This is a genomic window from Crocosphaera sp. (genome assembly GCF_030064895.1).
GTDB lineage: Bacteria > Cyanobacteriota > Cyanobacteriia > Cyanobacteriales > Microcystaceae > Crocosphaera.
Genome location: NZ_JASJEB010000080.1, coordinates 1 through 21,920 on the forward strand (window position 1 = coordinate 1; position 21,920 = coordinate 21,920).

The following is a 21,920-nucleotide window of genomic DNA, read 5'->3' on the forward strand; positions in this document are numbered from 1 at the left end:
GATAGGGATTTAAACGCAGCAAAAAACCTGGAAAAACTAGGCCGAGCTACGGCCAAAGTTACGCCTGTGGACAAGTCAGAGCCGACTCCCTTGGATGAAGCAGGAAGTAAAATAGACTCAAACCAAGTTATCATGAGCCTAAAAACCTGATGGGTAAGTTTGAGTAAGTTTTATATAGCGGAGTCTCAACTAATATCTTGATTTATTGTTGTAATTGATTAGCTATAATTAATAATTCCTTGGGTATTATTGAGAATAACATCCGTTAGGTCTGCATTAGTTAAATCTGCATTGGTTAGGTCTGCATTGGTTAAATTTGCACCGATTAATTTAGCTTTAACTAAACTAACTCCTGTGAGGTTAGCATTTTCTAAATTTGCTGCTATTAGTTTAGCACGATTGAGGTTGCTGTATTGTAAATTAGTCCCTGATAAATTTGCAGCGATGAGGTTAATATTTTCTAGGTTGAGGTATTGTAAATTCATGTTAGAGAGTTCTGCTTGTTGAAAATTTCTTTCTCCTAAGCGATATCTTTGTAATAATTCTGCTGCTTCTGTTATCATGATTTCTCTTTGTTTTGGAGTGTTATAAGTTATGGTAAATCTATCTTTTTGTTTGAGGACATTTTCTAATTCTTGATATAGGGAATAATTGCTAATTCCACTAATAGTTAACCATCCCTGCGATCGCGTCATTGCTACAAATAATTGATTACGGGATAATAAGTTATTTTCTGCTTTAGCAATATGATCTAATCCAATAATATAAACCATATCTGCTTCTTGTCCTTTAGCGCGATGAATACGAGATATTGTTACGGCCCCTTCATACCAAAATTGATTAGGATTATTTTTAAATTCTGTGGTTAAGGACGGGGTATTTTCTTGGGTTAAATCATTACATTTTTTAGTTCCTGGAATATAAATATCAATCCCTTGTCTAATCAGAAAATTAGCAGTGGTTTGTTGTAAGCGAAAAGAGTCAAAATAATTACCCAAAATTAAAACTAAAATCTCTTTACTTGGTCGTAGTCCATCTTGACGTAAATTTTGATAAATTTTTTGATATAAAGCACTAATTTCTTGTTGTCTTGATAAATATTTATTAAATTGAATTAATGGATATTGACAAGTTTTATGTAAAGGGTTTGGGGAATTTTCTAAAGGTCTAGTAATAGTTATTTTTCTGCCTTTTTTTATGTCTCCATGCACTTCATATCCTAAACTTTTCCAATCTTTTTTATCGCTGATTCCTGTTAATATTCCTTGGGGGCGTAACCATCCCATAACCATAGCGTGGGCAGCAATAATAATCAAATGGGGTGTCCGATAACAACGAGACATTATCTCTGTTTTATTAATTTCATTATCATATTTTCCTGTGACAATATTGCCTAATTCTTGACCAAAAATTTCACTGGGATTGGGAACGTCTAAACTATCTAAACTCTGTAATTCATCATAAGTCCAAATCAATCTTTTTTGTTTAATATCTACAGCATCAACTGGACGTAATGCTTGATAAGCTAACCAATAAAAAGGCTGTTTTTCCTTATAAAGCCAATTTTCAACCATGAAGTCTTGCCCTTCATCGATTAAAATAGCATCAAAAATCTGAGGAATTGCAGTTTGATTTAAGAGGTTAACACAGACTTCCCCTAATGCTTCTGATGGTTGTTGAAATGTGGTTTGATTAACTCCTAAAGGAACGACTTTTGTTACTTGACATAAGAAGCGATAAAATCCTAATTGTTCTCGAGAACCCCAACCATGAAAAACCTGTAATTGTTGATTATTGATATTGTATGTTTGTTGTTGATGACTAAAATATCTAACCCATTGATCAATCTGTTTTATAATTTCTCCATAAAGACTACGAGAAAAGAAAACAAAAGCTATTTTCCAATGAGGATATTTCAGGTGCATAATAGCTGCTTTTTGACACAGTAAAACTGTCTTTCCTGAACCAGCAATACCTCGTATTCTTTGAAACCCTGTAGGAATTTGTTTAGCAATTTTTTCCTGTTGTAAATCAAATTCATAAATATATTTTCTCAAACTTTGTATGAGTTTACCTTTACTATTGTTTTTTCCTAAAACTTGATGTAAATCTCGACATAAAATAGGTGTTCCTGAGAGAATACTAAGAATTAAATTCCATTGATAATCATTGATTTTTTTCCCGACAGTAATAGCTGGTGTTTGCTTAATAATTGTTTGGATAGTTTCTAATGAAAGTAAATGATCTTGAAAAAGAATAGGAGGGTTACTAACCAGTTTATTAAATCCTTTTATTTTCCATTGTTTTGAACTAATAAAAGGTAAAGCAATTAATACTTTTGCTGGAATTTTATTTGATAAACTAGGTTCTTGATTAATATATTCTAATAAAGAAAATAGTTGATTTTCTGCTTGTTGATAAGGGTTTCCTTTAGTAGTATAAAAGTTTTTATAAATCCAAGAATGTCCCTCAATAGTAACAATTTGATCAATCAATAAAGACTTGACTTCAATAATGATTAACCCTAACTCAAAATCAACAATTAAAATATCAGTTTCTTTCCGTATTTTTCCCCGTAGTGGGAAGATAGGATAACGCCAATAAATTAGACATTTTCGTTGATAAAATGCTTGTTTAATTTGCTTCCATACTATTCTTTCTCCCCTTTGTCCCCGGTCATTAAAAGGTTCGGTATTAATAAACATTTTAGGTTACAACATATAGCAATCAGTTATCAGTTGTGTAAATTAAGTGTGAGATAAGGGAACAGGAAATAAGAAAAAATATCTCATGAATCATTCCTTATTGCTATATTGTTAATTTTTGCTGTACCAACGGAATAAAACTCTAGCTAATCTTTGGGGATGATGACTCACTTTTCCCGTCATTTCCTCTTCATCCATAATATTAGCTAAAACAATACGACATCCTAACTTAGTGACATCTTCTTTGTCTAAAAATACAGGGTGAGATTGTTCTTTAGCATAATGTTTGATGACTACATCAGAAGGAGAAGTTCGTTGTACTAAAACAGCATCAAATATTCGTTGTCCACAAACACGATTAATAGCTTTAATATGATCAGATACACTATAACCATCAGTTTCGCCAGGTTGAGTCATGATATTACAAACATAAATTCGGGGAACTTTTACCTTAGCTAAAGCCTCTCTAATTTCTGGTACCAAAAGATTAGGAATAATACTGGTATAAAGACTCCCAGGCCCCATTACAATATAGTCAGCTTCACTAATTGCTTGTAAAGCAGCAGGTAAACCGGGGGGATTTTCAGGAAAACAGCCAATTTGACTGATTTTGCCACCAGCTTCGGTAATATTGGATTCTCCTTCCACAAAACGGCCATCATGCAATCTGGCCCATAAACGGACATCACTCAAGGTTGCTGGTAATACTTTACCCCGAATAGCAAGAACTTTTGAACTAGCTGCGATGGCCTTCTCAAAATCTCGTCCGGTAATAGCTGTCATGGCCGTCAAGAACAAGTTTCCAAAACTATGGCCTGTGAGTCCTTCTCCTGCTTGAAAACGGTACTGAAACAACTCCGTTAATAACTTTTCTTCGTCCGCTAAAGCTGCCATACAGTTACGAATATCTCCAGGGGGTAACACTCCAATTTCTTCCCTGAGTCGTCCCGAAGAACCACCATCATCTGCTACGGTGACAATAGCGGTGATATTAGCACTATATCCCTTTAAACCTCGTAATAGGGTAGATAATCCTGTTCCCCCGCCAATGGCCACAATTTTCGGACCACGATGTAAGCGACGATGTGTTAAAAGGCGATCTACCAACTCTTGATCGCTATCAGGAAACGCTTCGGTAATAGAACCCACTGTACGACTTTGTCCCCATAATAGCAAAAATAGTCCCCCCAACACCGCCACTGGACCGGAAATATAGTTAGGAACGTAGGTGGTAATGGTTTCGAGTAGTTGGGAGATTAAGTCTAATAACAGGTAAACAGGGGTTAATTTCGCCCAAATAGCTAAGCCTAATACCGATAATAATAAACCTGTGGCACTTATGAGTAACCAACGTTTGATGAATAGGCCAGGGGATAGCCATTTGAACCAACGATTAACCCGTTTTGGGGTTCTGTGGCCAACCATTGACCATTTTCGCTGTTTGGGTGACAGTTTGCGTATTGCTTGTTTTAAAGGGGTGATAGGCATAGGTCATGATCACCAGGAGTAAGTTATAAATGAACTTTAATATAATGTTTTATGGAAACGTTAGCACAAAATTTATAACTATGACGATTTCCAGTGGGTAAAGTTCGAGTTGATGGGGTGATATTGTTATGAGTTCTCCGGGTTATTGGCAAGAAGCGAAGGAATATTTAAGCTTAAATGACGCTATTTTAGCGGATATTATTGCGTTATATCCTTCAGAAACCATGATTAATTATCATGATGCTTTCCTTACTTTAGTTAAAGCAATTCTGGGGCAGCAAATTTCGGTTAGTGCAGCTAATGCAATTTATAAAAGATTAGAGTCTTTGTTAGGGGAAATTACTGTTGAAAATTATTTAGAAAGAGATGCTCAATTGTTACGTGAGTGTGGTTTGTCTCGGCAAAAAATTGCTTATATTACTAATATTACAAAAGGATTTAAAAATGGTATTTTAACGCCTCAAAGTTGGTCAGATATGAATGATAAAGAGGTTATGGAGCAATTAACTTCTATTAAAGGAATTGGTCCCTGGACAGCACAAATGTTTTTGATTTTTCATTTACATCGCAGAGATATTTTTCCGATGGCTGATCTGGGTTTAATTAATGCTATTCAACTTCATTATGGTGGGGAAAAAGCCTTAAGTAAAGGAGAAATAAAAGAACTTTCACAAGGCTGGAAACCCTATCGTACTGTAGCAACTTGGTATTTATGGCGTAGTCTTGATCCTGTCCCTGTTCAATATTAAATAATGTAAAATTTTAATAAAATTAAAGCTATTAAAACCAAATTATTATCATCAACTATCAAAAAAATTGTTACAATAAAAGTTATCTGATCATTAGCTAACTTTTATGATTCTCTCCTATAGAAAAGACTCCCTGGAAAAACATTATAAAATTCTTTACGAACTCGGTAAGGGAGCAATGGGAATAACTTATGCAGCAGAAGAGGTAAACACAGGTCAAAAAATAGCTCTGAAAGTAATCTCTTTACAGAACATGAGCGATGGTAAACATCTAGAATTATTAGAACAAGAAGTTACAGTTTTAAAACAATTAAATCATCCTAATATTCCTAAATATATCGATTATTTTCAATTAGAAGAAGATAACAAGTTATACCTTGTACAACAGTTAGTGCCAGGAAAAAACTTAAATCAACAAGTAGAAGCTGGACTAAGATTAACAGAAACAGAAGTTAAGAATATCGCACAACAAGTTCTCTCTATTCTTGACTATTTACACAATTTTCAACCCAGTATTATTCACCGAGATATTAAACCCCATAACTTAATTCTTAGTGATGATGGAAAAATATTTTTAGTAGATTTTGGCGCGGTTCATAATGCTTATTATAATACGATGATGGGAGGAACAGTTGGCATTGGAACTATTGGTTATATGTCCCCGGAACAACAAATAGGTAAACCCGTTCCTGCTTCTGACTTATATAGTTTAGGGAGAACATTATTTTATCTATTAACTCGTCGTCCTCCCGATCATTTATTGGCCCATAAAGAAACAGTTAATCTTGATAAGATTGGTGATTATATTCAACTATCTGATGAATTTATTCAGTGGTTAGAAAAAATATTAGCCCCTGATGTTGATGAGCGTTTTTTGTCAGCAAAAGAAGCATTGAAAGCATTAAAAAATCCCAAGTTAATTAAAAAAGAAAAAATCAGTCAAGTTGGATGGTTTGCTTTCATAGGTTTAGGAGTTGCTAGTATTTTATTAGGGACTTTTTCTTATAATTATAGATGGTTTATTCTAAATAGTTTAGGGTTTCCAGCACCTTTACAAGTTTGTCATGAAAAAAATATTACTATCGAGTATGTTAGAAGTGGTGGCAAATTCCAGAAAATGGATGTTCACAAATGTGGATTATTCTTGAATAACCTAGTAAAAGAAAATAAGCAAGACATAAAAGAGATAGTAGAAGGATTAATTAATAGTGGTGCTGATGTTAATGCTAGGCACCAAAATGCTAGGCACCAAGTTTATCAATTTTATTATCCAACCTCACTTCATTATGCGGTAAGAAGGGAAAAAAAAGAGATAGTAGAATTATTAATTAATCATGGTGCAAGATAACCTAATTTTTATACTTTTATCTATATTGTATTTGTCATACTATAAACTCCAGAAAATTTATAATAAATCTAAGTTCAATATTTGTTTTATTGCTGAAATAATAATCTCTGGTTCATCTATCCAAACAAAATGACTACTCTTATTAGCTAAAATTTGACTGGAGTTTGATGAGAGTTTAAGTAATTCATCATGAATAATATTTCTGATTTTATTTATAGCTTTTAAAGGTAAGAAAAAAGTAAAAATAGACGGATTAAAAAATGTTTTAGCTTTGATGCTAATCAGAGGAATATTACCCAAATTATTCGCTTTTTTAACTTGAGTTGCACTGGTTTCTAAATTCCAAATTTCTCTGGCCATAGTTAACCAATGTTTGGGATGATAAAAAGACTGTTTAACCAGAATAAGACTGTCTCGATCAAACTTTTTTAATTGCGGTTTGATTAATTCAAATACTTTTAAATCTCCTAATAGTCTTATTAACCCTAATGTTGCACCAACAATTGATATAATAAAACCTGAAAGAAAAAATGTTTTTAACAATTTTACAGATAAAGGTAAGTTTAACATTCCTTTTTCGTGGAGTCCGTCTGTTAAAACAATTCCACAAACCCTCTCAGGAAAATAATGAGCATATAACCTAACATTATAACTACCAAAAGAATCACCGACTAATAAATAAGGTGGTGAAACTTCTGCTTTTTGTAAAATTTGATCTAATTCATAAACAATTTCTTCACTACAACGTTGTTTCGGACTAGAATCACTGCAACCATATCCTGGTCTATCATAAATAAAAACCTTAGTTATTTCTGCTATTTTATTTATTAAAAAATATCCTTCTATTCCCCCTAAACTATGGTCAAATACCACTGTAATATCACCTTCTCCTTTCTGATAATAATGAACTTTATAACCCCCTAAATCAATCAAATTTCCTGGGGTAACTTGTTGACTTTTTTCCCAAAAAGTACTTAGCCAATGATAGCTAGTTGTTAGAAACAAAAAAATAAATTTAAACCCATTCAACAAAAATTGATTATTCATTTTTTATGATTAGATACCATTGAGAAAATAAATTATAGAAAGTTAAGAAAAGTTTTATGAGTTTATAGTTTTATATTTTTTTTAGAACCATTATAATTAGAAGATAAGATTCCATTGAGGGATTCAAGGACATCATGAACTGTATCTTCTTCCTTTAACTCAAACAGAAGATGGATATTGTCTTCAGAACGAAATAAAACCCCCTCATATTTAGTTGCAATAATCACTCTTTCCCCCTGGGGAGTACGTGTCCAACTCAAATAACTGAATACTAAGTTATTAAATCTTTCAGCAACAACTTGACACCGTTGCGCTGGTGTTGAATCCCCAAGAGGATTTTGAAAAATAATTATTTCTACATTTCCCAAATCAGAACGACCTATTAAAATAGGGTGGTCTTGTGTCTGATCACAAAAGTATTTATTTTCTTGATTTAATATCAGTTGAGATGTAATTGGGAGATTGGGAGAAAATGCTTGGGAATCGCTACGAAAAAAGCCACAAAATAACACTCCTAGTAGCAATCCCCAACATAACTGATAATACTTGTTGTTCATTTTTAATGAATTAAAGGACCCTCTTCTCCTCGACGAGCAAGACCGGAAATTCCCTTAATTTTTTCTAAGACTTCCTTTGGATTATCATCACGTTTCAGGGTTATAAACAAACGCACATAGTCTTTTCCTCCAAGCTCCAGAAGTTGGAGGTGATCAGCATCTTCCTTGGAGATACAAATAGCCATAATTCCATTTTCCATCTCTTCTACTGTAAGATGGCTGATAATGCCTTTTCTGTCGAATTCCATTCCACGGTCTGCTAATTCAAGGCATCGGTTTAATGGAGTCCAATCTGTTCCTGTGAAGGGAGGTTTTTTATTGGTGACAAACTCTTCAGTTTGAAACTCAATTAAACGAATATTGCCTAAATCAGAACGAAAAATCAAATTAGGATGTTCGTAGGTGGTTTTGTCACAATAATATGCTTCACCTTGTCTAAAAATGTCTGACTCTCCTTGACTGTTAACACTAGGAACATTAAACCCAAGTGCTATTAAGGATAAGGCGACTATTTTAGGCAAAAGCTTTGTATAATTCAAGATCATTTTTTTCACTCTATTAATTTAGTCAAGTTTAATTGATTGCAAAATCTGCTCAGTGTCTGGTAAATACTTGTCATAATCCTCTACATCAGCCGTGTAAGTAATCAAAATAACATAGGGAGGAACAGAGGGAGTTTTTGGAAGAGCAATAATACGTTTTCTCTTCAGATCGTATTCACCATTATTACCAGAGTAAACTATTTCGCGAACATCTTGTCCATCCATAGTCATTCTCTGATTACTCTCCACCTCAAAGGTTCCAAGTTGTGTGATTCTTAGTTTTTGACCATTGGTATATGTGTCGAGAAAAGGAGTCTTTTCTACTTGCTCAATTTTAACTACAATGTTCTCTCGGTATTCTCCGTTTCCTTGATTGGGTGCCAATAACTGAAATAAATTTTTTTGTCCCGTTAGTGCGCTTGGGGGATAGTCTTGTCGCTCTTTTCTCAGTTCCCATGATGGAGGATAGCTCAAGGCAATGCCAAAGCGACTGTTGCTATAGGTTTCCGAGGTAGGTGGAGGGGAAGTTTCTTCTTCCTCTTTTCCATTATCAGTTAACTTTTGAAACGCCCAAAGACCTCCTCCTACAAATCCCAATACCAAAAATCCTGTAATGAGTAAGGAAATAATTAATGGTTTGTTACGTGGGTTTTTTGGGGGATATTGTCCTAATTGAGACATACTTGAGAAATCCTCATCTTTATCTTCTGCCTTAGTTTTATACTAGAGTATAAGTATAATAAGAGTATTATAAATAATGAATTTTAGGCGATGTTCGTTTACTTACAATGTCTTAAGATTATAGAAAGCTGATTGTTTTCTAAGAGCTTACTTCAACAAATCATCAACAGTAATCGGATAAGGATCTAAGAATAAAAAATAGTTACAGAAATGCCGTTTATTATAATATGTAGACACGCTATAATAGTTTAGGTTAAATAAGATTCATCTTTATTTGACCTCAAAATAACTTAATTTTAGTTTGTTCTCCAATATCTTAACAATGTCTTCCAATCAACCGCGACGGGAACCCAATTCATCCTCTAATTTAGAAGAAATTCGCGCCACACGCCTCGAAAAAGTAGAACAGTTGAAAAAAATAGGCTTAATTCCTTATGCTTATCAATGGAAATCTAGCCACGATGCTGCTACATTACAAGATAAATATGCCAGTCTAAAAGATGGGGAAGAAGTAGAAGTTGATGTTGCGATCGCAGGAAGAATTATCGCCCGTCGTGTCTTCGGAAAACTCGCCTTTTTTAATCTACAAGACGAAACTGGAACCATTCAATTATATCTGGATAAAAAAGAAATTCAGGCACACATGAGCGATCTTGAAAGTGCCTTTAATCACCTAAAAAAATTAACCGATACAGGAGACATTATCGGAGTCAAAGGTAGTATTAAACGAACAGAAAAAGGAGAACTTTCTGTTAAAGTCAAAGAGTACCAAATATTAACTAAATCTCTGTTACCTTTACCCGATAAATGGCACGGTTTAACAGATACTGAAAAACGCTATCGTCAACGGTATGTAGACTTAATTGTTAACCCCCAAGTTAGACAAACATTTCGTCGTCGGGCCCAGATTACTGCTTCCATTAGACGTTACTTAGATAACCAGGGTTTTATAGAAATAGAAACCCCCGTTTTACAGTCAGAAGCAGGGGGCGCAGAAGCCCGTCCTTTTATCACTTATCATAATACCTTAGAGATGGATTTGTATCTAAGGATTGCCACAGAATTACATCTCAAACGGTTAATTGTGGGAGGGTTTGAAAAAGTATTTGAAATGGGAAGAATTTTCCGCAACGAAGGAGTTTCTACCAAACATAATCCCGAGTTTACCTCCATTGAATTATATCAAGCTTATGCCGATTATAACGATATGATGGAGCTAACAGAAGCCATTATTACCACCGCAGCAGAAGAAGTTTTAGGCACTTTAAAGATTAACTATCAAGGGGAAGAAATTGATTTGTCAACCCCTTGGCGACGGGTAACAATGCACGATATCGTTAAAGAAAAAAGTGGGCTAGATTTTGAAAAATTTAAAGACTTTGAATCAGCCAAAAATGCAGTCAAAGAGGCAGGTTTAGAAGTACCAGAAACCTGTCAAAGTTTAGGTAAATTACTCAATGAAGTATTTGAGCAAACTGTAGAAGAAAGCTTAATTCAGCCCACATTTATCCTCGATTTTCCCGTAGAAATTTCTCCTTTAGCTAAACCTCACCGTAACAAACAAGGATTAGTGGAACGCTTTGAATTATATATTGTTGGAAGAGAATTAGCCAATAGTTTTTCCGAATTAACTGACCCTGTTGATCAACGAGAAAGACTAGAAAAACAAGCAGAACAAAAAGCAGCCGGCGACTTAGAAGCGCATAATGTTGACGAAGATTTCTTAACAGCATTAGAATATGGCATGCCCCCTACTGGTGGGTTAGGAATTGGGATCGATCGCCTAATTATGTTATTAACTGATGCTGCTAGTATTCGGGATGTTATTGCCTTCCCCTTACTAAAAAATCAGAGTGTTGCTATCAAATCTTTTGATTACGATGCAGACACAAAAATTCTCAGAGTTGAGTTTACTAATGGTAGCGTTTATCAATATCATGATATTCCTAAAGCTGTCTATGAAGAGTTAGAAAAATCCCCATCCAAAGGACAGTATTTCAACACTGAAATCAAAGAAAAATTTGGCTTTGACAAGGAAAACTAATTAGTAGGGTGGGCATTGCCCACCTTACTCTTTTTTATAATTCTATCAATTTCAAACACCATAATACTTAATGCTATTACAGCAGTTCTCTCACGTGTAGATTAAACATTAAAATGTCAACACTACCTAGACTCCCCACACTCACTTAAACAAAATATTAATACACTCAATTGAATTAGGATAGAATGGACTAGGCTATTTGTTATCACCTATAATTAGTTTATGACCACCGCAACACCTGTCAAAACCAAATACGAAGCCATTATCGGACTAGAAACACACTGTCAACTCAACACCAAAAGTAAAATATTCTGTGATTGTTCAACCGAGTTTGATAGTCCACCCAATACAAATGTATGTCCTGTATGCTTAGGATATCCTGGAGTTTTACCCGTACTCAATGAGGAAGTTTTAGCCTCTGCGGTTAAACTGGGGTTAGCTTTGAATGCAAAAATCGCACCCTATAGTAAATTTGACCGAAAACAATATTTTTATCCCGATCTACCCAAAAATTACCAAATTTCTCAGTTTGACCTCCCCATTGTTGAACACGGTTCCCTAGAAATTGAATTAGTTGACAAAAAAACCAAGGAAGTAACCCGTAAAACCATCGGTATCACTCGCTTACACATGGAAGAAGATGCAGGAAAACTCGTCCATGCAGGAAGCGATCGCTTAGCAGGTTCCACCCACTCCTTAGTCGACTTCAACCGCACCGGAGTTCCTTTACTAGAAATTGTCTCAGAACCGGATATCAGAACCGGACAAGAGGCAGCCGAATACGCCCAAGAATTACGCCGTATGGTCCGTTATTTAGGGATTAGTGATGGTAATATGCAGGAAGGTTCTATGCGCTGCGATGTCAACATTTCTGTGCGTCCTGTAGGACAAAAAGAGTTCGGGACTAAGGTAGAAATCAAAAATATGAACTCGTTCAGCGCAATCCAAAAAGCGATCGAGTATGAGATTGAAAGACAAATAGAAGCAGTAGAAAACGGCGATCCCATCTACCAAGAAACCCGTTTATGGGATGAAAGCAACCAAGCAACTATTTCTATGCGGAAAAAAGAGGGATCTAGCGATTATCGTTATTTTCCTGAACCGGATCTCCCTCCCTTAGAAGTGTCTGAGGAACGCTCAAACGCCTGGAAAGAGGAATTACCAGAACTTCCGGCCCAAAAACGGAAACGTTACGAAGAGGAGTTAGGGTTATCTGCTTATGATGCGCGGGTATTGAGTGATGATCGCGAGGTAGCTGAATATTATGAAACTGCGGTTAACAGTGGGGCCGATGCGAAGTTAGTTGCCAACTGGGTAACACAAGATATTGCAGCTTATCTCAATAATAATAAGTTAAGTATTACCGAAATTGCCCTTAAATCAGATAGTTTAGGGGAGTTAGTACAACTGATTGAAAAAGGAACTATTAGCGGTAAAATTGCTAAAGAAATTCTCCCAGAATTGTTAGAAAAAGGTGGATCACCTAAAGCAATTGTGGAAAGTAAAGGAATGACCCAAATTTCTGATCCTGGAGAAATTGAAAAAGTAATTAGCGCGTTAATGGAAGCTAACCCTTCAGAAGTGGAAAAATACCGAGGAGGGAAGAAAAAGTTAAAAGGTTTCTTTGTGGGACAAGTAATGAAACAAACCGGGGGACGTGCTGATCCAAAATTAACTAATCAATTAGTTGAAAAACTATTGAACGGATAATTAAACCTGTAGGCTGGGCAATGCCAAAATAGTTTTTGGAGAAGGTTTGTAACGTGAGTTCGGAGTTAGGAGTTATAAATTTTTTAACGAGATAATGAAGGTTTGAGACTTCTTATTTGAGTCATTTTTCTCGAAATTTCCTTATATCGAACTCAGGTTTGTAAGCTTTTTATTGGCGTTGCCCACCTTCCTTTTACTTATAATCAGCTACTTAGGAATGTAGGCAAAATTCTAATCAATTCTATAAGTTTCAATTTTCATTGTTTATCCCATAATTCTTGTCTAACTTCTTTAACTACTTCAAATAATTGATATTTAAAAAATAAGATCCAAGGTTAAAAGTTTAGCTTGTTTATTTTCCAAAGTTGCTATTAATAATTGATTCTCATTTAACCCTGTTATAGCTGTAATTTCTATTCCTAAGTCCATTTTTCCTCTGTAGTTTCCGTATCTATCTAATAGTAACAAATTTCCCGTAGTTTCTGCTAACCCATAACCCCAAGCTTCACCCATGATAAAATCAGGTACAAATTCCAAAGGGATTCTTGTTATATTTAAAGGATTAAGTTTGATTAAAATTCCGTAATTTTGCTTGACAGTTTCAACTCCAAATAGTTCGTACGGGTTAGTTTTATTGGGTGTTAACTCCGAGATTAATAAGGGAACAGAAAACCCCTTAATAAAGTTTCCTCGACGGTTAAATAAATAGAAATAAGTTCGTTTATTTCCTTGGGAAAGACGGGGAAAATTTGCAATTCCGTAACGCTTATCTAAAGATATTAATTGAGAAGGAAAAGGACAAGTTTTAGGAGAGTTGAGAAGGGATAAAGTTTTTAAATTAAAAACTTTAAATTCAGCCAAAATTTTATCATTATCATATTGAGAAATAGTGGCTAACCAATTTTCTTGAAAATCACAAGAAAATTTTAAATTTTTGCTTTCTATTTCTAAACAAGGTTCCAGTCTTTTAAATGGTGTATTTTCTGAAAAATAATGAAAGTAATATTGATAAGTTTCTTCTTCTTTTTCTTGGGTTAAAACTAAACATCCTTGAGAGAGTAATTTGAGTGAATTTATAGATTGATTAAAGTGAATTATCTCTATCTGCTTAGATTCTTTAGACAGTTTAATAAGTTGATTTTGACTAGCTAAATAAATATTTTCATTATTATTAATTAGAAAATTAATCTTATTAGAATTATCTATCTCAATAAAATTCTTATTTTGAAGAGTTAAATCTGATATATTAGTTGATATAAATAATTTAATATTTTCTCGATTAATATTTAATTTATATTTAGCTATATTGATAGCTTCTAACATTTTTTTTGCAGACAAAAATCGTCTTTGAGGTAACTTTTCTAAGGCTTTAATGATAATAGTTTGTAACGGTTTAGGAACGGTATTAGGTATATTAAGTCTTTGGTTAAGATGGGACAACATTAAATCCCCAGGCAATCCAGAAAAAGGTCTTTCTCCTATGATTAATTCATAGAGAAGAATGCCCACAGAATATATATCACAAGCGTAAGAATACTTCCCATAAAATCTCTCAGGTGCCATATAAGCAGGGGAACCTGTATAACCAATTGCTCCCTTATTATTACTATCTTCAGCAATTTTAGCAATACCAAAATCCGTTACTTTTGCCACCCATTTATCTGCGGTTAAACTTAATAAAATATTTTCTGGTTTAATATCACAATGAATAATATTTTTTTGATGAGCTTGTTCTAATGCTGCTAAAATATCAATGACTAAATCAAGACACAATTTTAAACTTAATTCAGCAGGAAAATTCATTAAATCGCGAAGGGTTCCCCCTTCACAATAATCCATGACTAAATAACGACCTTGACCATGATATTCAATCCCTTTACAAGCAACAATATTAGGATGATGTAAACTAATTAAACAAGAAAATTCCCGCAAAAAACGATTAGTTGGAAACCCTTTTGGTAAACTTTTTAGGGCGACAAATTCCCCTGTCTTACGAGAAATAGCAAAATAAACTCGACCAAATTGTCCTTGGCCAATCTGTCCTAAAATACGATAGTTAGAACGATAACGAAGATATTTAATCATCGCAAATATAACTCTACTTCTGTTTGCAAAATGCGTATATCATATCGCCATAAATAATTTTGTCCTAATAGTCCTTGACTATATCTGGGTAAAACAGCAACCTCCAAATTCTCTGCTTTAGCCTTTTGAATAGAAACAGAACGAACATAACCTATGGGTGTATTTGTTAAGCTACCATCGGCAACACGAAGGGGTTGATTACCAATAAAAACAATGTTTAACGATCTTGCAATGTCCTCGGGGATACAGATTATTCCGGCTCCTGTATCCAAGATCATATCACAGGAAATGGAATCATTAAACATAACTGAAATCACGGGAGTTCCTCCAGTCCGATACTTAATCGGAACTCGAATGATACGCGCTGCTTCTTGTTTTTCTCGTTCAATTTTTCTTTCTATCTCTGCAATTTTGTCCTGTAATTTTTGATAGTTGAAACGGTTTCCTTCTTCGAGGGATAAACTAACAGCGCGACGATAATTACTAATAGCTTCCTCCCAGTCTTTCATCCCTTGATAAATATCGCCTCGAACTCGATAACATTCTGAGTTTTCAGGGTTAAGATACAAGGCATAAGCTAAGTCTTGAAAAGCCGAGTCCAAGTCATTGAGTTGTTGATAAGCTTGGCTGCGTAAACAATAGATTTCTGAGAGATCGCCCCATTTTGTCTCTAATAAAGCAGAAAAATCGGCGATCGCCCCTTCAGCATCGTTCAACCAAAGGCGTATTTTTCCCCGTTGTAGCCGTAAATTGAGATCATCGGGGCATAACTGCAAAGCTAGGGAGATATCAGCTAATGCTGCGCTATAATCGCGCCTTTTAGCTTGGATTAAAGCCCTTTGTGCCAAAGCTTCTGCATTTTTTGAGTCGAGGTTGAGTAACCAGTTGAGGTTGTCTAGGACTGCGGAATCATGGCTATTTTCAGCATCAATACTGATTTTTTGCAAAAATGCCTGAGATTCTTGTAAAGATTTTTGCTCATTGGGGATAAATTGGGGTCCTAATGCTTTAAGCTTCTCTAGACAGTTTTTTGCTTGTGTTTTATCTCCTTGATCTAGATAAAAATTGGCTGCTTGTTTGTAGGCTGCGATCGCCCCTCTTTTGTCTCCTAGTTGACTACAAGCGTTCCCTAAGAGTTGATATCCTGGGGCAAAGGTGGGGTTTAACTGGACGGATAATTGCGCGCTGGTTATAGCTTCCCTAAAACGCTGTAAATTAAGTAAGGCTAGGGCTTTGGCGTACCATAGTTTAGGTTGCGAAGGATCTGTGTGTAAGAGGGGATCTAATTTTGCGATCGCTGCTTCATAGTAACCCAATTTTATATCTTGTAAGGCTTGTTGATAACTCATTTTTTAACAATAAAAAATGCTATTTTCTCAAGTTTAAATTGTTACTTTTGGATTAGTTTGATCCAATATAAATTGTGTCATGTTTTCAAATTTTCTCAGTTCTCCTTGTCTAATTGTTAAAATTTGTGGCTCTTTTTCTATCCATTGATCGTTAAAAGAAAGGATTATAGATTCTAAATTACTTTTATCTAATTCATCAGTAATTTCATCAAAATATCCTAAAGTAATATGAGCCGTTAAATAATATTGTTGTTCTATTCCTAAGCCGATTAATTCTTCATTTTGATAAATACTACGTCTTAATTGATAAATTTTGTTATAAGATAATTCATTGCAAGGAACTAAACCAACAACCAAAGCGCGAGGAAATACTAATAAGCCTAAAATTTGCCATTGACTTTCACCTTTTTTTAAGTCAATTTTTTGATAGGTTTCAAAACTGTCAGTAATTGCTTTTTTCAGTTTATTATCGAAGTTTTTATCTGAGTTAATTGCATTACGATAATTATCTTCCCAAATCAAATCAGCAAGGGTCAAATGAAAACTCTCTGGAGGAACAGGAATTAATAAATTTGGCTCAATTTTTTCGATTAATTGTTGTTGAATTAGGGTTAACTGCTCATAAAATGATGGGTTAGTGCTATCATCTTGATAAGGAGGGGTAAGGACGGTGTAACCCGGAAAAGACACAGGTTGTTTCTGTTGAAATTTAGGAGATTTTTGGATATTCTTAAGTTGATTTTGATAACTGGTGGGTAAAGTAAGGGAAGCTACCCGGTTGACGTACATTTGATAGGTTTCGTCCAACTTAATCGCCTCTCATTTTGTCACAATACTTATCTTTTCATTTTGCCCGATTTTGTCACAATTTTTTATAAAGATTTATTGACTTTAATTATGGGAGTTTATTTCTTTTGGGGAGAAGATGACTTTGCGATCGCCCAACGGGTACAACGGTTAAAAGATAGTATCCTCGATCCTAACTGGATACAGTTTAATTATCAGCAAATTTCAGGAGAAGACCCCAATAGTACCAGAGACGCATTAAACGAAGCGATGACCCCTGTATTTGGTATGGGAGGGAGATTAGTTTGGGTGGCAAATACCTCTATTTGTCAACAGTGTCCGGAAGACATTTTTACACAATTACAGCTTATTTTGCCAGCTATTCCTGATAGTTCTCATTTATTATTTACTACTAGCAAGAAACCCGATAAACGTTTAAAGTCAAGTAAATTAATCGAACAATATGCAGAGGTTAAAGAATATTCTCCCATTTCTCCCTGGAAAACAGATGAATTAATCAAAAAAGTGAAAGAAGTTGCCCAAGAAATCGGCGTAAAATTAACACCAGCAGCAGTAGAATTATTAGCAGAGTCTGTGGGCAATAATAGCAGACAATTATGGAACGAACTAGAAAAATTACAGCTTTATGGAAAACAAGAAAATCAACCATTAGATGAAACAGTTATTGCTACTTTAGTCAATGCAAATGCTCAAAATAGTTTACAATTAGCTCAAGCAATTCGCAAAGGAAATCAAGCAGAAGCATTACAATTAATAGATGAATTATTATCAAGAAATGAACCAGCATTAAGAATTGTTGCTACTTTAGTCGGCCAGTTTAGGACTTGGACTATTATTCAATTAAAACTAGAAGCAGGGGAAAGCGATAATAAACTAATCGCCAAAGCTGCTGATATACCTAACCCCAATCGTCTTTATTTTTTACGCAAAGAATTACGGGGAATTTCTGGGAAAAGCTTATTACAAACTCTGCCAATTTTACTAGAACTAGAAACTCGTTTGAAACGAGGTTATAACCCATTAGAAACACTACAGATAAAAACAATAGAATTATGTCAATTTTTCAACTAAGAATGTGATAATTATTTAAAATTAAAATATAATTAATTTTAATAAAAATGGTCTAGTAGGAGTATAATGAAAGTGAAAACTCAAGGCAATGAATGAGTTGTTTTGATTTGTCAACTATTTAAGGAATCATTATGGCCAAAGAGAAAGTTATTCAATTTTTAGGTGAGGCTGCAAAAAATCAAGGTCTCAAAGATAAATTAAAAACCATCAAAAGTCAAGATGAATTAACCTCATTAGCGAAAGAAGAAGGGTTTGAATTTTCGTCTGAACACATCGATGAAGCTTTAGACGAATTAAAAAAACAACCTGGTTTTTTTGGTAAATTAGCTGAAGCAATCGCGGAAGTATTTAGTCCCGATCATGATAATACTCCGCCTTCTATTGGAGTACAACCCTATAGCAGTGATAGCTAACCCGAATTAATAATTAATTGAGAACAGAGAAAAATCATGATTGTTTATTAACAATTAATTGGTTTTTCTGTTCTTTTTATTTGCAAAAATAATCCGATTTCTCCTCTTCATAAGGTGATAGAAGTTCCTATAATAATCCCTTATTGAGTTAGTCTAAAGGGTTCAAGGAAATCATTTCCCAGGTGACATATGTTCCGACGGGACTCCATAATAAATAGGGTAATAATAAAAACACAGATTCTTGTGAGATTGGCCAAAGCAAAACAGCGAGAATTGAACCCCAAAAAAAACCGGTTGCACCGATGATTGTTCCTACTCTTAAACTGCGCAATTTACACATAACAGGAGTGTAGGCCATAATCAAAATTTCTAATAATAAATAACCTGCCATAAATAGCCAAGTTTCTCTAGTTTGCGGTTGTTTAATCCATAGTTGATAAGCTGAATAAACCCCACAAATAAAAATGAACATCCAAATAAAAGGAATGGCCCATTCAAAGGTTAGCCATTGGGGACGACGTAAACGATTAAACCAACCATAATCACTCTTAAAAATGTTATTAATCGAAAGCGCGATTAATAGAGTAATACTTGCGATAATTAGTAGGGGCGAAATCATAAATTCCCTGAACTGAACAACCTTTCAAAGAAATTGCTCCATCTTCCATGATTGTACCACAAAAATTCACTTGCTCTAAAATGGCATAATTCAACCGAGACTGTTTTAAATTTGCTCCTGTTAAATTTGCTCCTTTTAGGTTAGCATAGTTTAAATTGGTTTCTTGTAAATTGGCTTCCATAAGTTGAGCTTCAACTAACCATGCTCCTTCTAGATTACTTTGGTTTAAGTTGCTTTTTTGAAGATTAACTCTATGTAAGAAAGTGGGTAATTCTTGATAGGTTGATAGATCAGCTTTTTCTAAGTTTGCTCCTTCTAAGTTAGAATTACATAGTTTACTTCCGTTGAATAAAGCTTGACGAAGATTAGCATTTTTGAGCATACTTTGGCCAAGATTAGCATTAATCAGATTGGCTTCTTCTAAGATAGCTTCTTCTAAATTACTCTTGGACAAGTTAGCTTCAAATAAATTAGCTTTGGTTAGATTTGCTTGTCGTAGTTGAGCTTCTGTTAACCTTGTTTGTTGTAAATTAGCATTCTTGAGATTCGCTTTGTTGAGGTTAGTTTGATGAAGATTAGCTTGTTTCAAGTTTGCATTTTCTAGATTGATTCCTTCTAAATCTAATTGTTGTAAATCCGCATTTTCTAGAGAACAACCAACACATTCTCTTGTGATTAATAACCTAGTTTTTAGGTCAGATTTAGAAGCTTTCATGAATGACAAAGCAATGGTTAACAGGAGTAAAGTGATCAAAACTTTCATCTTTATTTTTCCTGCTTCCCTAAACTGTAACGTTTGCTTTGAGTCTCGCTCATTTTAGCCCAAAGTCCCCTACTCTATTCTATCCAATTACTGATAATGCGATCATCAAAGGATACATTTTTTTAAGAATCTTGACAAAAGGATTTTTCTAGCAATAATTATGCCATTTTGGGGATCAGATTATTGATAAAATATCTTAGTTGTTGCTTTCTTCTTCTCCAAAACGAATGATATCATCATCCCCTAAATATTCCCCGTTTTGCACTTCAATCAAGACTAAGGGAATAGCTCCAGGGTTTTCAACTCGATGACGGGTATTCATGGGAACGTAAGTAGATTCTTTTTGTTTAAGAAGGTGTTCTTCTCCGTTAAAAATTACTTTTGCTGTTCCTGAGACAACAATCCAGTGTTCACTACGATGATAGTGCATTTGGGTACTAATATATTGTCCCGGGTTCACCTCGATGCGATTAATACGATAGCGAGGACCTTCTTCTAACATAGTAACGGTTCCCCAAGGAGGAGTGCGAGTAAATTCACTAGGATGAGAATCTTTTTGTTGACTCATGATAGCTAACTGATGATTGTCTCTGTTCTACACTTTCTCCTATTTTACTCGGAAGTGGTTGCTGTCGAGGTAAAATTACTGTAAAGGTAGTGCCATGATCTAATTCACTTTCTACAAAAATATCTCCATTGTATGCTTCTACACATTTACGGACAATGGATAATCCTAAACCAGTTCCTGAAATACTTCCTACATTATCAGCACGATAAAAGGGTTCAAAAAGATGTTTTTGTGATTCTTGGGAAATACCTATTCCTTGATCTTTAACACTAAAAGTAACAGATTTTTCTTCAGCAATAATATTGAGAAATATTTTTCCTCCTTGGGAAGAATATTTAAGCGCATTACTCAATAAATTATGTAAAATATGCCACAATAATTTTTCGTCCCATAATTCTAATTCAGTGGGAAAGTCTCTATTAAAATTGAGAATAATTTGATTTTTATCTTCAAAAGAAAGGTGTAAAGAATGAATAATTTGTTGACAAAACAGTTTGAGATCAAGTTCTATGAAGTTAGTTTTTAATTTACCCGAGTCTGCTTTTCCTAATAGTAAGACTTCGCTTAACAGTTGATTCATGTCCCGAACAGCATCACGAATCATCTGGAAATAGGATAACTGTTGTTCTCTTGTTAATTGTTCGTAACTATCTTCTAATAATCCTGCTGATAATAAAATAGTATTCAGAGGATTACGAAAATCATGGGATAACATAGAAACAAACTCAGATTTTAACTGGTTTAATTCTTGAGCTTTTAATAATTGATTTGTTCTTTCTTTTACCCTTTTTTCTAGAGTTTGGTTGGCTTCTCTTAATTTTTCTTCCATCTGTTTACGTTCGATAGCATAACAAATCGAACGAACTAAAATATCCAGAGTAATATGACGTTTAACCAGATAATCTTGCGCTCCTTTTCTAACTGCTTCTAACGCCAACTCTTCATCATTCATATTCGTTAAAACCACAATGGGAATGTAAGAATTTTGACTAATAATAGGCAACAGAGAATCCAAACCTTGACTATCTGGTAAGGTTAAATCTAGTAGTATTATGTCAAATCTTTGATTTCCTAGGGTATTGAGAGCATTTTTTAAGCGTTTTTCATGAAATAAATCAAATTCTTGTCTTGTTGAACCTTTTAGAACCTCATGCAATAGTCTAGCTTCTGCTATGTTATCCTCAATCAATAAGACTTTGATAACATTGGTTAGACCCATAATAATCCCGTCCTGCTTTGTGTCTATTTCTAGAGTAACCTGATTTTGTCTTTGTGAATATAATATTTTCTTCATATTTACCAAAAATCATAATCTCTATGCATATTTTTCATAATCTCTCTATTTTTAAGATATACCTTTTTTATTTTTGTAGA

19 protein-coding genes are annotated in these 21,920 nt (G+C 34.4%); 6 read left to right on the forward strand and 13 right to left on the reverse strand.

Features of this window, described 5'->3' with window-relative positions; translation table 11 throughout:
* Nucleotides 1–218: 218 nt before the first annotated feature.
* Both QNJ66_RS16690 and QNJ66_RS16695 read right to left on the reverse strand, forming a co-directional pair.
* On the reverse strand, nt 219–2,705 hold the full coding sequence (locus QNJ66_RS16690; protein ID WP_300508894.1) for a pentapeptide repeat-containing protein: 2,487 nt from the start codon (nt 2,703–2,705) through the stop codon (nt 219–221).
* Between the two features lie 111 nt (nt 2,706–2,816).
* Complete coding sequence (locus QNJ66_RS16695) at nt 2,817–4,193, reverse strand: gluconeogenesis factor YvcK family protein (protein ID WP_300508896.1); 1,377 nt, start codon at nt 4,191–4,193, stop codon at nt 2,817–2,819.
* Between the two features lie 128 nt (nt 4,194–4,321).
* On the opposite strand from QNJ66_RS16695, the gene QNJ66_RS16700 reads away from it, so the two are divergent.
* A complete protein-coding gene (locus QNJ66_RS16700; protein ID WP_300508898.1) occupies nt 4,322–4,942 on the forward strand; it encodes a DNA-3-methyladenine glycosylase in 621 nt (206 codons plus the stop codon).
* A 106-nt stretch (nt 4,943–5,048) separates the two neighbouring features.
* Complete coding sequence (locus QNJ66_RS16705; RefSeq protein ID WP_300508900.1) at nt 5,049–6,290, forward strand: serine/threonine-protein kinase; 1,242 nt, start codon at nt 5,049–5,051, stop codon at nt 6,288–6,290.
* Between the two features lie 57 nt (nt 6,291–6,347).
* On the opposite strand, the gene QNJ66_RS16710 is transcribed toward QNJ66_RS16705, so the two are convergent.
* The 4 genes from QNJ66_RS16710 to QNJ66_RS16725 all read right to left on the reverse strand — a co-directional run bounded on the left by QNJ66_RS16710 (nt 6,348) and on the right by QNJ66_RS16725 (nt 9,117).
* Complete coding sequence (locus QNJ66_RS16710) at nt 6,348–7,337, reverse strand: alpha/beta hydrolase (protein WP_300508901.1); 990 nt, start codon at nt 7,335–7,337, stop codon at nt 6,348–6,350.
* A 62-nt stretch (nt 7,338–7,399) separates the two neighbouring features.
* On the reverse strand, nt 7,400–7,894 hold the full coding sequence (locus tag QNJ66_RS16715; RefSeq protein ID WP_300508902.1) for a COP23 domain-containing protein: 495 nt from the start codon (nt 7,892–7,894) through the stop codon (nt 7,400–7,402).
* A 2-nt stretch (nt 7,895–7,896) separates the two neighbouring features.
* Nucleotides 7,897–8,439 carry a COP23 domain-containing protein gene (locus QNJ66_RS16720; protein WP_300508904.1) on the reverse strand — a complete coding sequence of 181 codons (543 nt, stop codon included), beginning with the start codon at nt 8,437–8,439 and terminating at the stop codon, nt 7,897–7,899.
* A gap of 18 nt (nt 8,440–8,457) precedes the next feature.
* On the reverse strand, nt 8,458–9,117 hold the full coding sequence (locus QNJ66_RS16725; RefSeq protein ID WP_300508906.1) for a PsbP-related protein: 660 nt from the start codon (nt 9,115–9,117) through the stop codon (nt 8,458–8,460).
* Between the two features lie 322 nt (nt 9,118–9,439).
* Here QNJ66_RS16725 and lysS point away from each other — a divergent pair, with 322 nt between their 5' ends.
* Both lysS and gatB read left to right on the forward strand, forming a co-directional pair.
* Nucleotides 9,440–11,161, forward strand: coding sequence for a lysine--tRNA ligase (gene lysS, locus QNJ66_RS16730; protein WP_300508908.1), 1,722 nt, complete (start codon nt 9,440–9,442; stop codon nt 11,159–11,161).
* A 222-nt stretch (nt 11,162–11,383) separates the two neighbouring features.
* Nucleotides 11,384–12,871: an Asp-tRNA(Asn)/Glu-tRNA(Gln) amidotransferase subunit GatB gene (gene gatB, locus QNJ66_RS16735; protein ID WP_300508910.1), complete on the forward strand. Its 1,488-nt coding sequence runs from the start codon at nt 11,384–11,386 to the stop codon at nt 12,869–12,871.
* Nucleotides 12,872–13,186: 315 nt separating this feature from the next.
* Here gatB and QNJ66_RS16740 read toward each other — a convergent pair whose 3' ends face one another.
* From QNJ66_RS16740 to QNJ66_RS16750, 3 genes are read right to left on the reverse strand one after another with little or no spacing between them, the layout of a single operon-like run.
* A complete protein-coding gene (locus tag QNJ66_RS16740) occupies nt 13,187–14,956 on the reverse strand; it encodes a serine/threonine-protein kinase (protein WP_300508912.1) in 1,770 nt (589 codons plus the stop codon).
* Nucleotides 14,953–16,305, reverse strand: a complete 1,353-nt coding sequence (locus tag QNJ66_RS16745) for an aspartyl protease family protein (protein ID WP_300508914.1) — start codon at nt 16,303–16,305, stop codon at nt 14,953–14,955. Before QNJ66_RS16745 ends, QNJ66_RS16740 begins: the two co-directional genes overlap by 4 nt.
* A 33-nt stretch (nt 16,306–16,338) precedes the next feature.
* A complete protein-coding gene (locus QNJ66_RS16750) occupies nt 16,339–17,112 on the reverse strand; it encodes a DUF1868 domain-containing protein (RefSeq protein ID WP_300508916.1) in 774 nt (257 codons plus the stop codon).
* A gap of 90 nt (nt 17,113–17,202) precedes the next feature.
* Here QNJ66_RS16750 and holA point away from each other — a divergent pair, with 90 nt between their 5' ends.
* Both holA and QNJ66_RS16760 read left to right on the forward strand, forming a co-directional pair.
* Nucleotides 17,203–18,183 (forward strand): DNA polymerase III subunit delta, encoded by a 981-nt coding sequence (gene holA / locus QNJ66_RS16755; protein WP_300508918.1) that lies wholly within the window; start codon nt 17,203–17,205, stop codon nt 18,181–18,183.
* A gap of 131 nt (nt 18,184–18,314) precedes the next feature.
* Nucleotides 18,315–18,596: a Nif11-like leader peptide family natural product precursor gene (locus QNJ66_RS16760; RefSeq protein WP_300508919.1), complete on the forward strand. Its 282-nt coding sequence runs from the start codon at nt 18,315–18,317 to the stop codon at nt 18,594–18,596.
* Between the two features lie 148 nt (nt 18,597–18,744).
* On the opposite strand, the gene QNJ66_RS16765 is transcribed toward QNJ66_RS16760, so the two are convergent.
* From QNJ66_RS16765 to QNJ66_RS16780, 4 genes are all read right to left on the reverse strand, one after another.
* Entirely contained in the window at nt 18,745–19,215 is a 471-nt protein-coding gene (locus QNJ66_RS16765) for a TspO/MBR family protein (RefSeq protein ID WP_300508920.1), read from the reverse strand.
* Nucleotides 19,157–19,978 (reverse strand): pentapeptide repeat-containing protein, encoded by an 822-nt coding sequence (locus QNJ66_RS16770; protein WP_300508922.1) that lies wholly within the window; start codon nt 19,976–19,978, stop codon nt 19,157–19,159. The genes QNJ66_RS16765 and QNJ66_RS16770 overlap by 59 nt, the downstream gene beginning before the upstream one ends.
* A gap of 196 nt (nt 19,979–20,174) precedes the next feature.
* Nucleotides 20,175–20,546, reverse strand: coding sequence for a phosphomannose isomerase type II C-terminal cupin domain (locus tag QNJ66_RS16775; RefSeq protein ID WP_300508924.1), 372 nt, complete (start codon nt 20,544–20,546; stop codon nt 20,175–20,177).
* On the reverse strand, nt 20,518–21,765 hold the full coding sequence (locus QNJ66_RS16780) for a hybrid sensor histidine kinase/response regulator (RefSeq protein ID WP_300508936.1): 1,248 nt from the start codon (nt 21,763–21,765) through the stop codon (nt 20,518–20,520). Before QNJ66_RS16780 ends, QNJ66_RS16775 begins: the two co-directional genes overlap by 29 nt.
* Between the last annotated feature and the right edge of the window lie 155 nt (nt 21,766–21,920).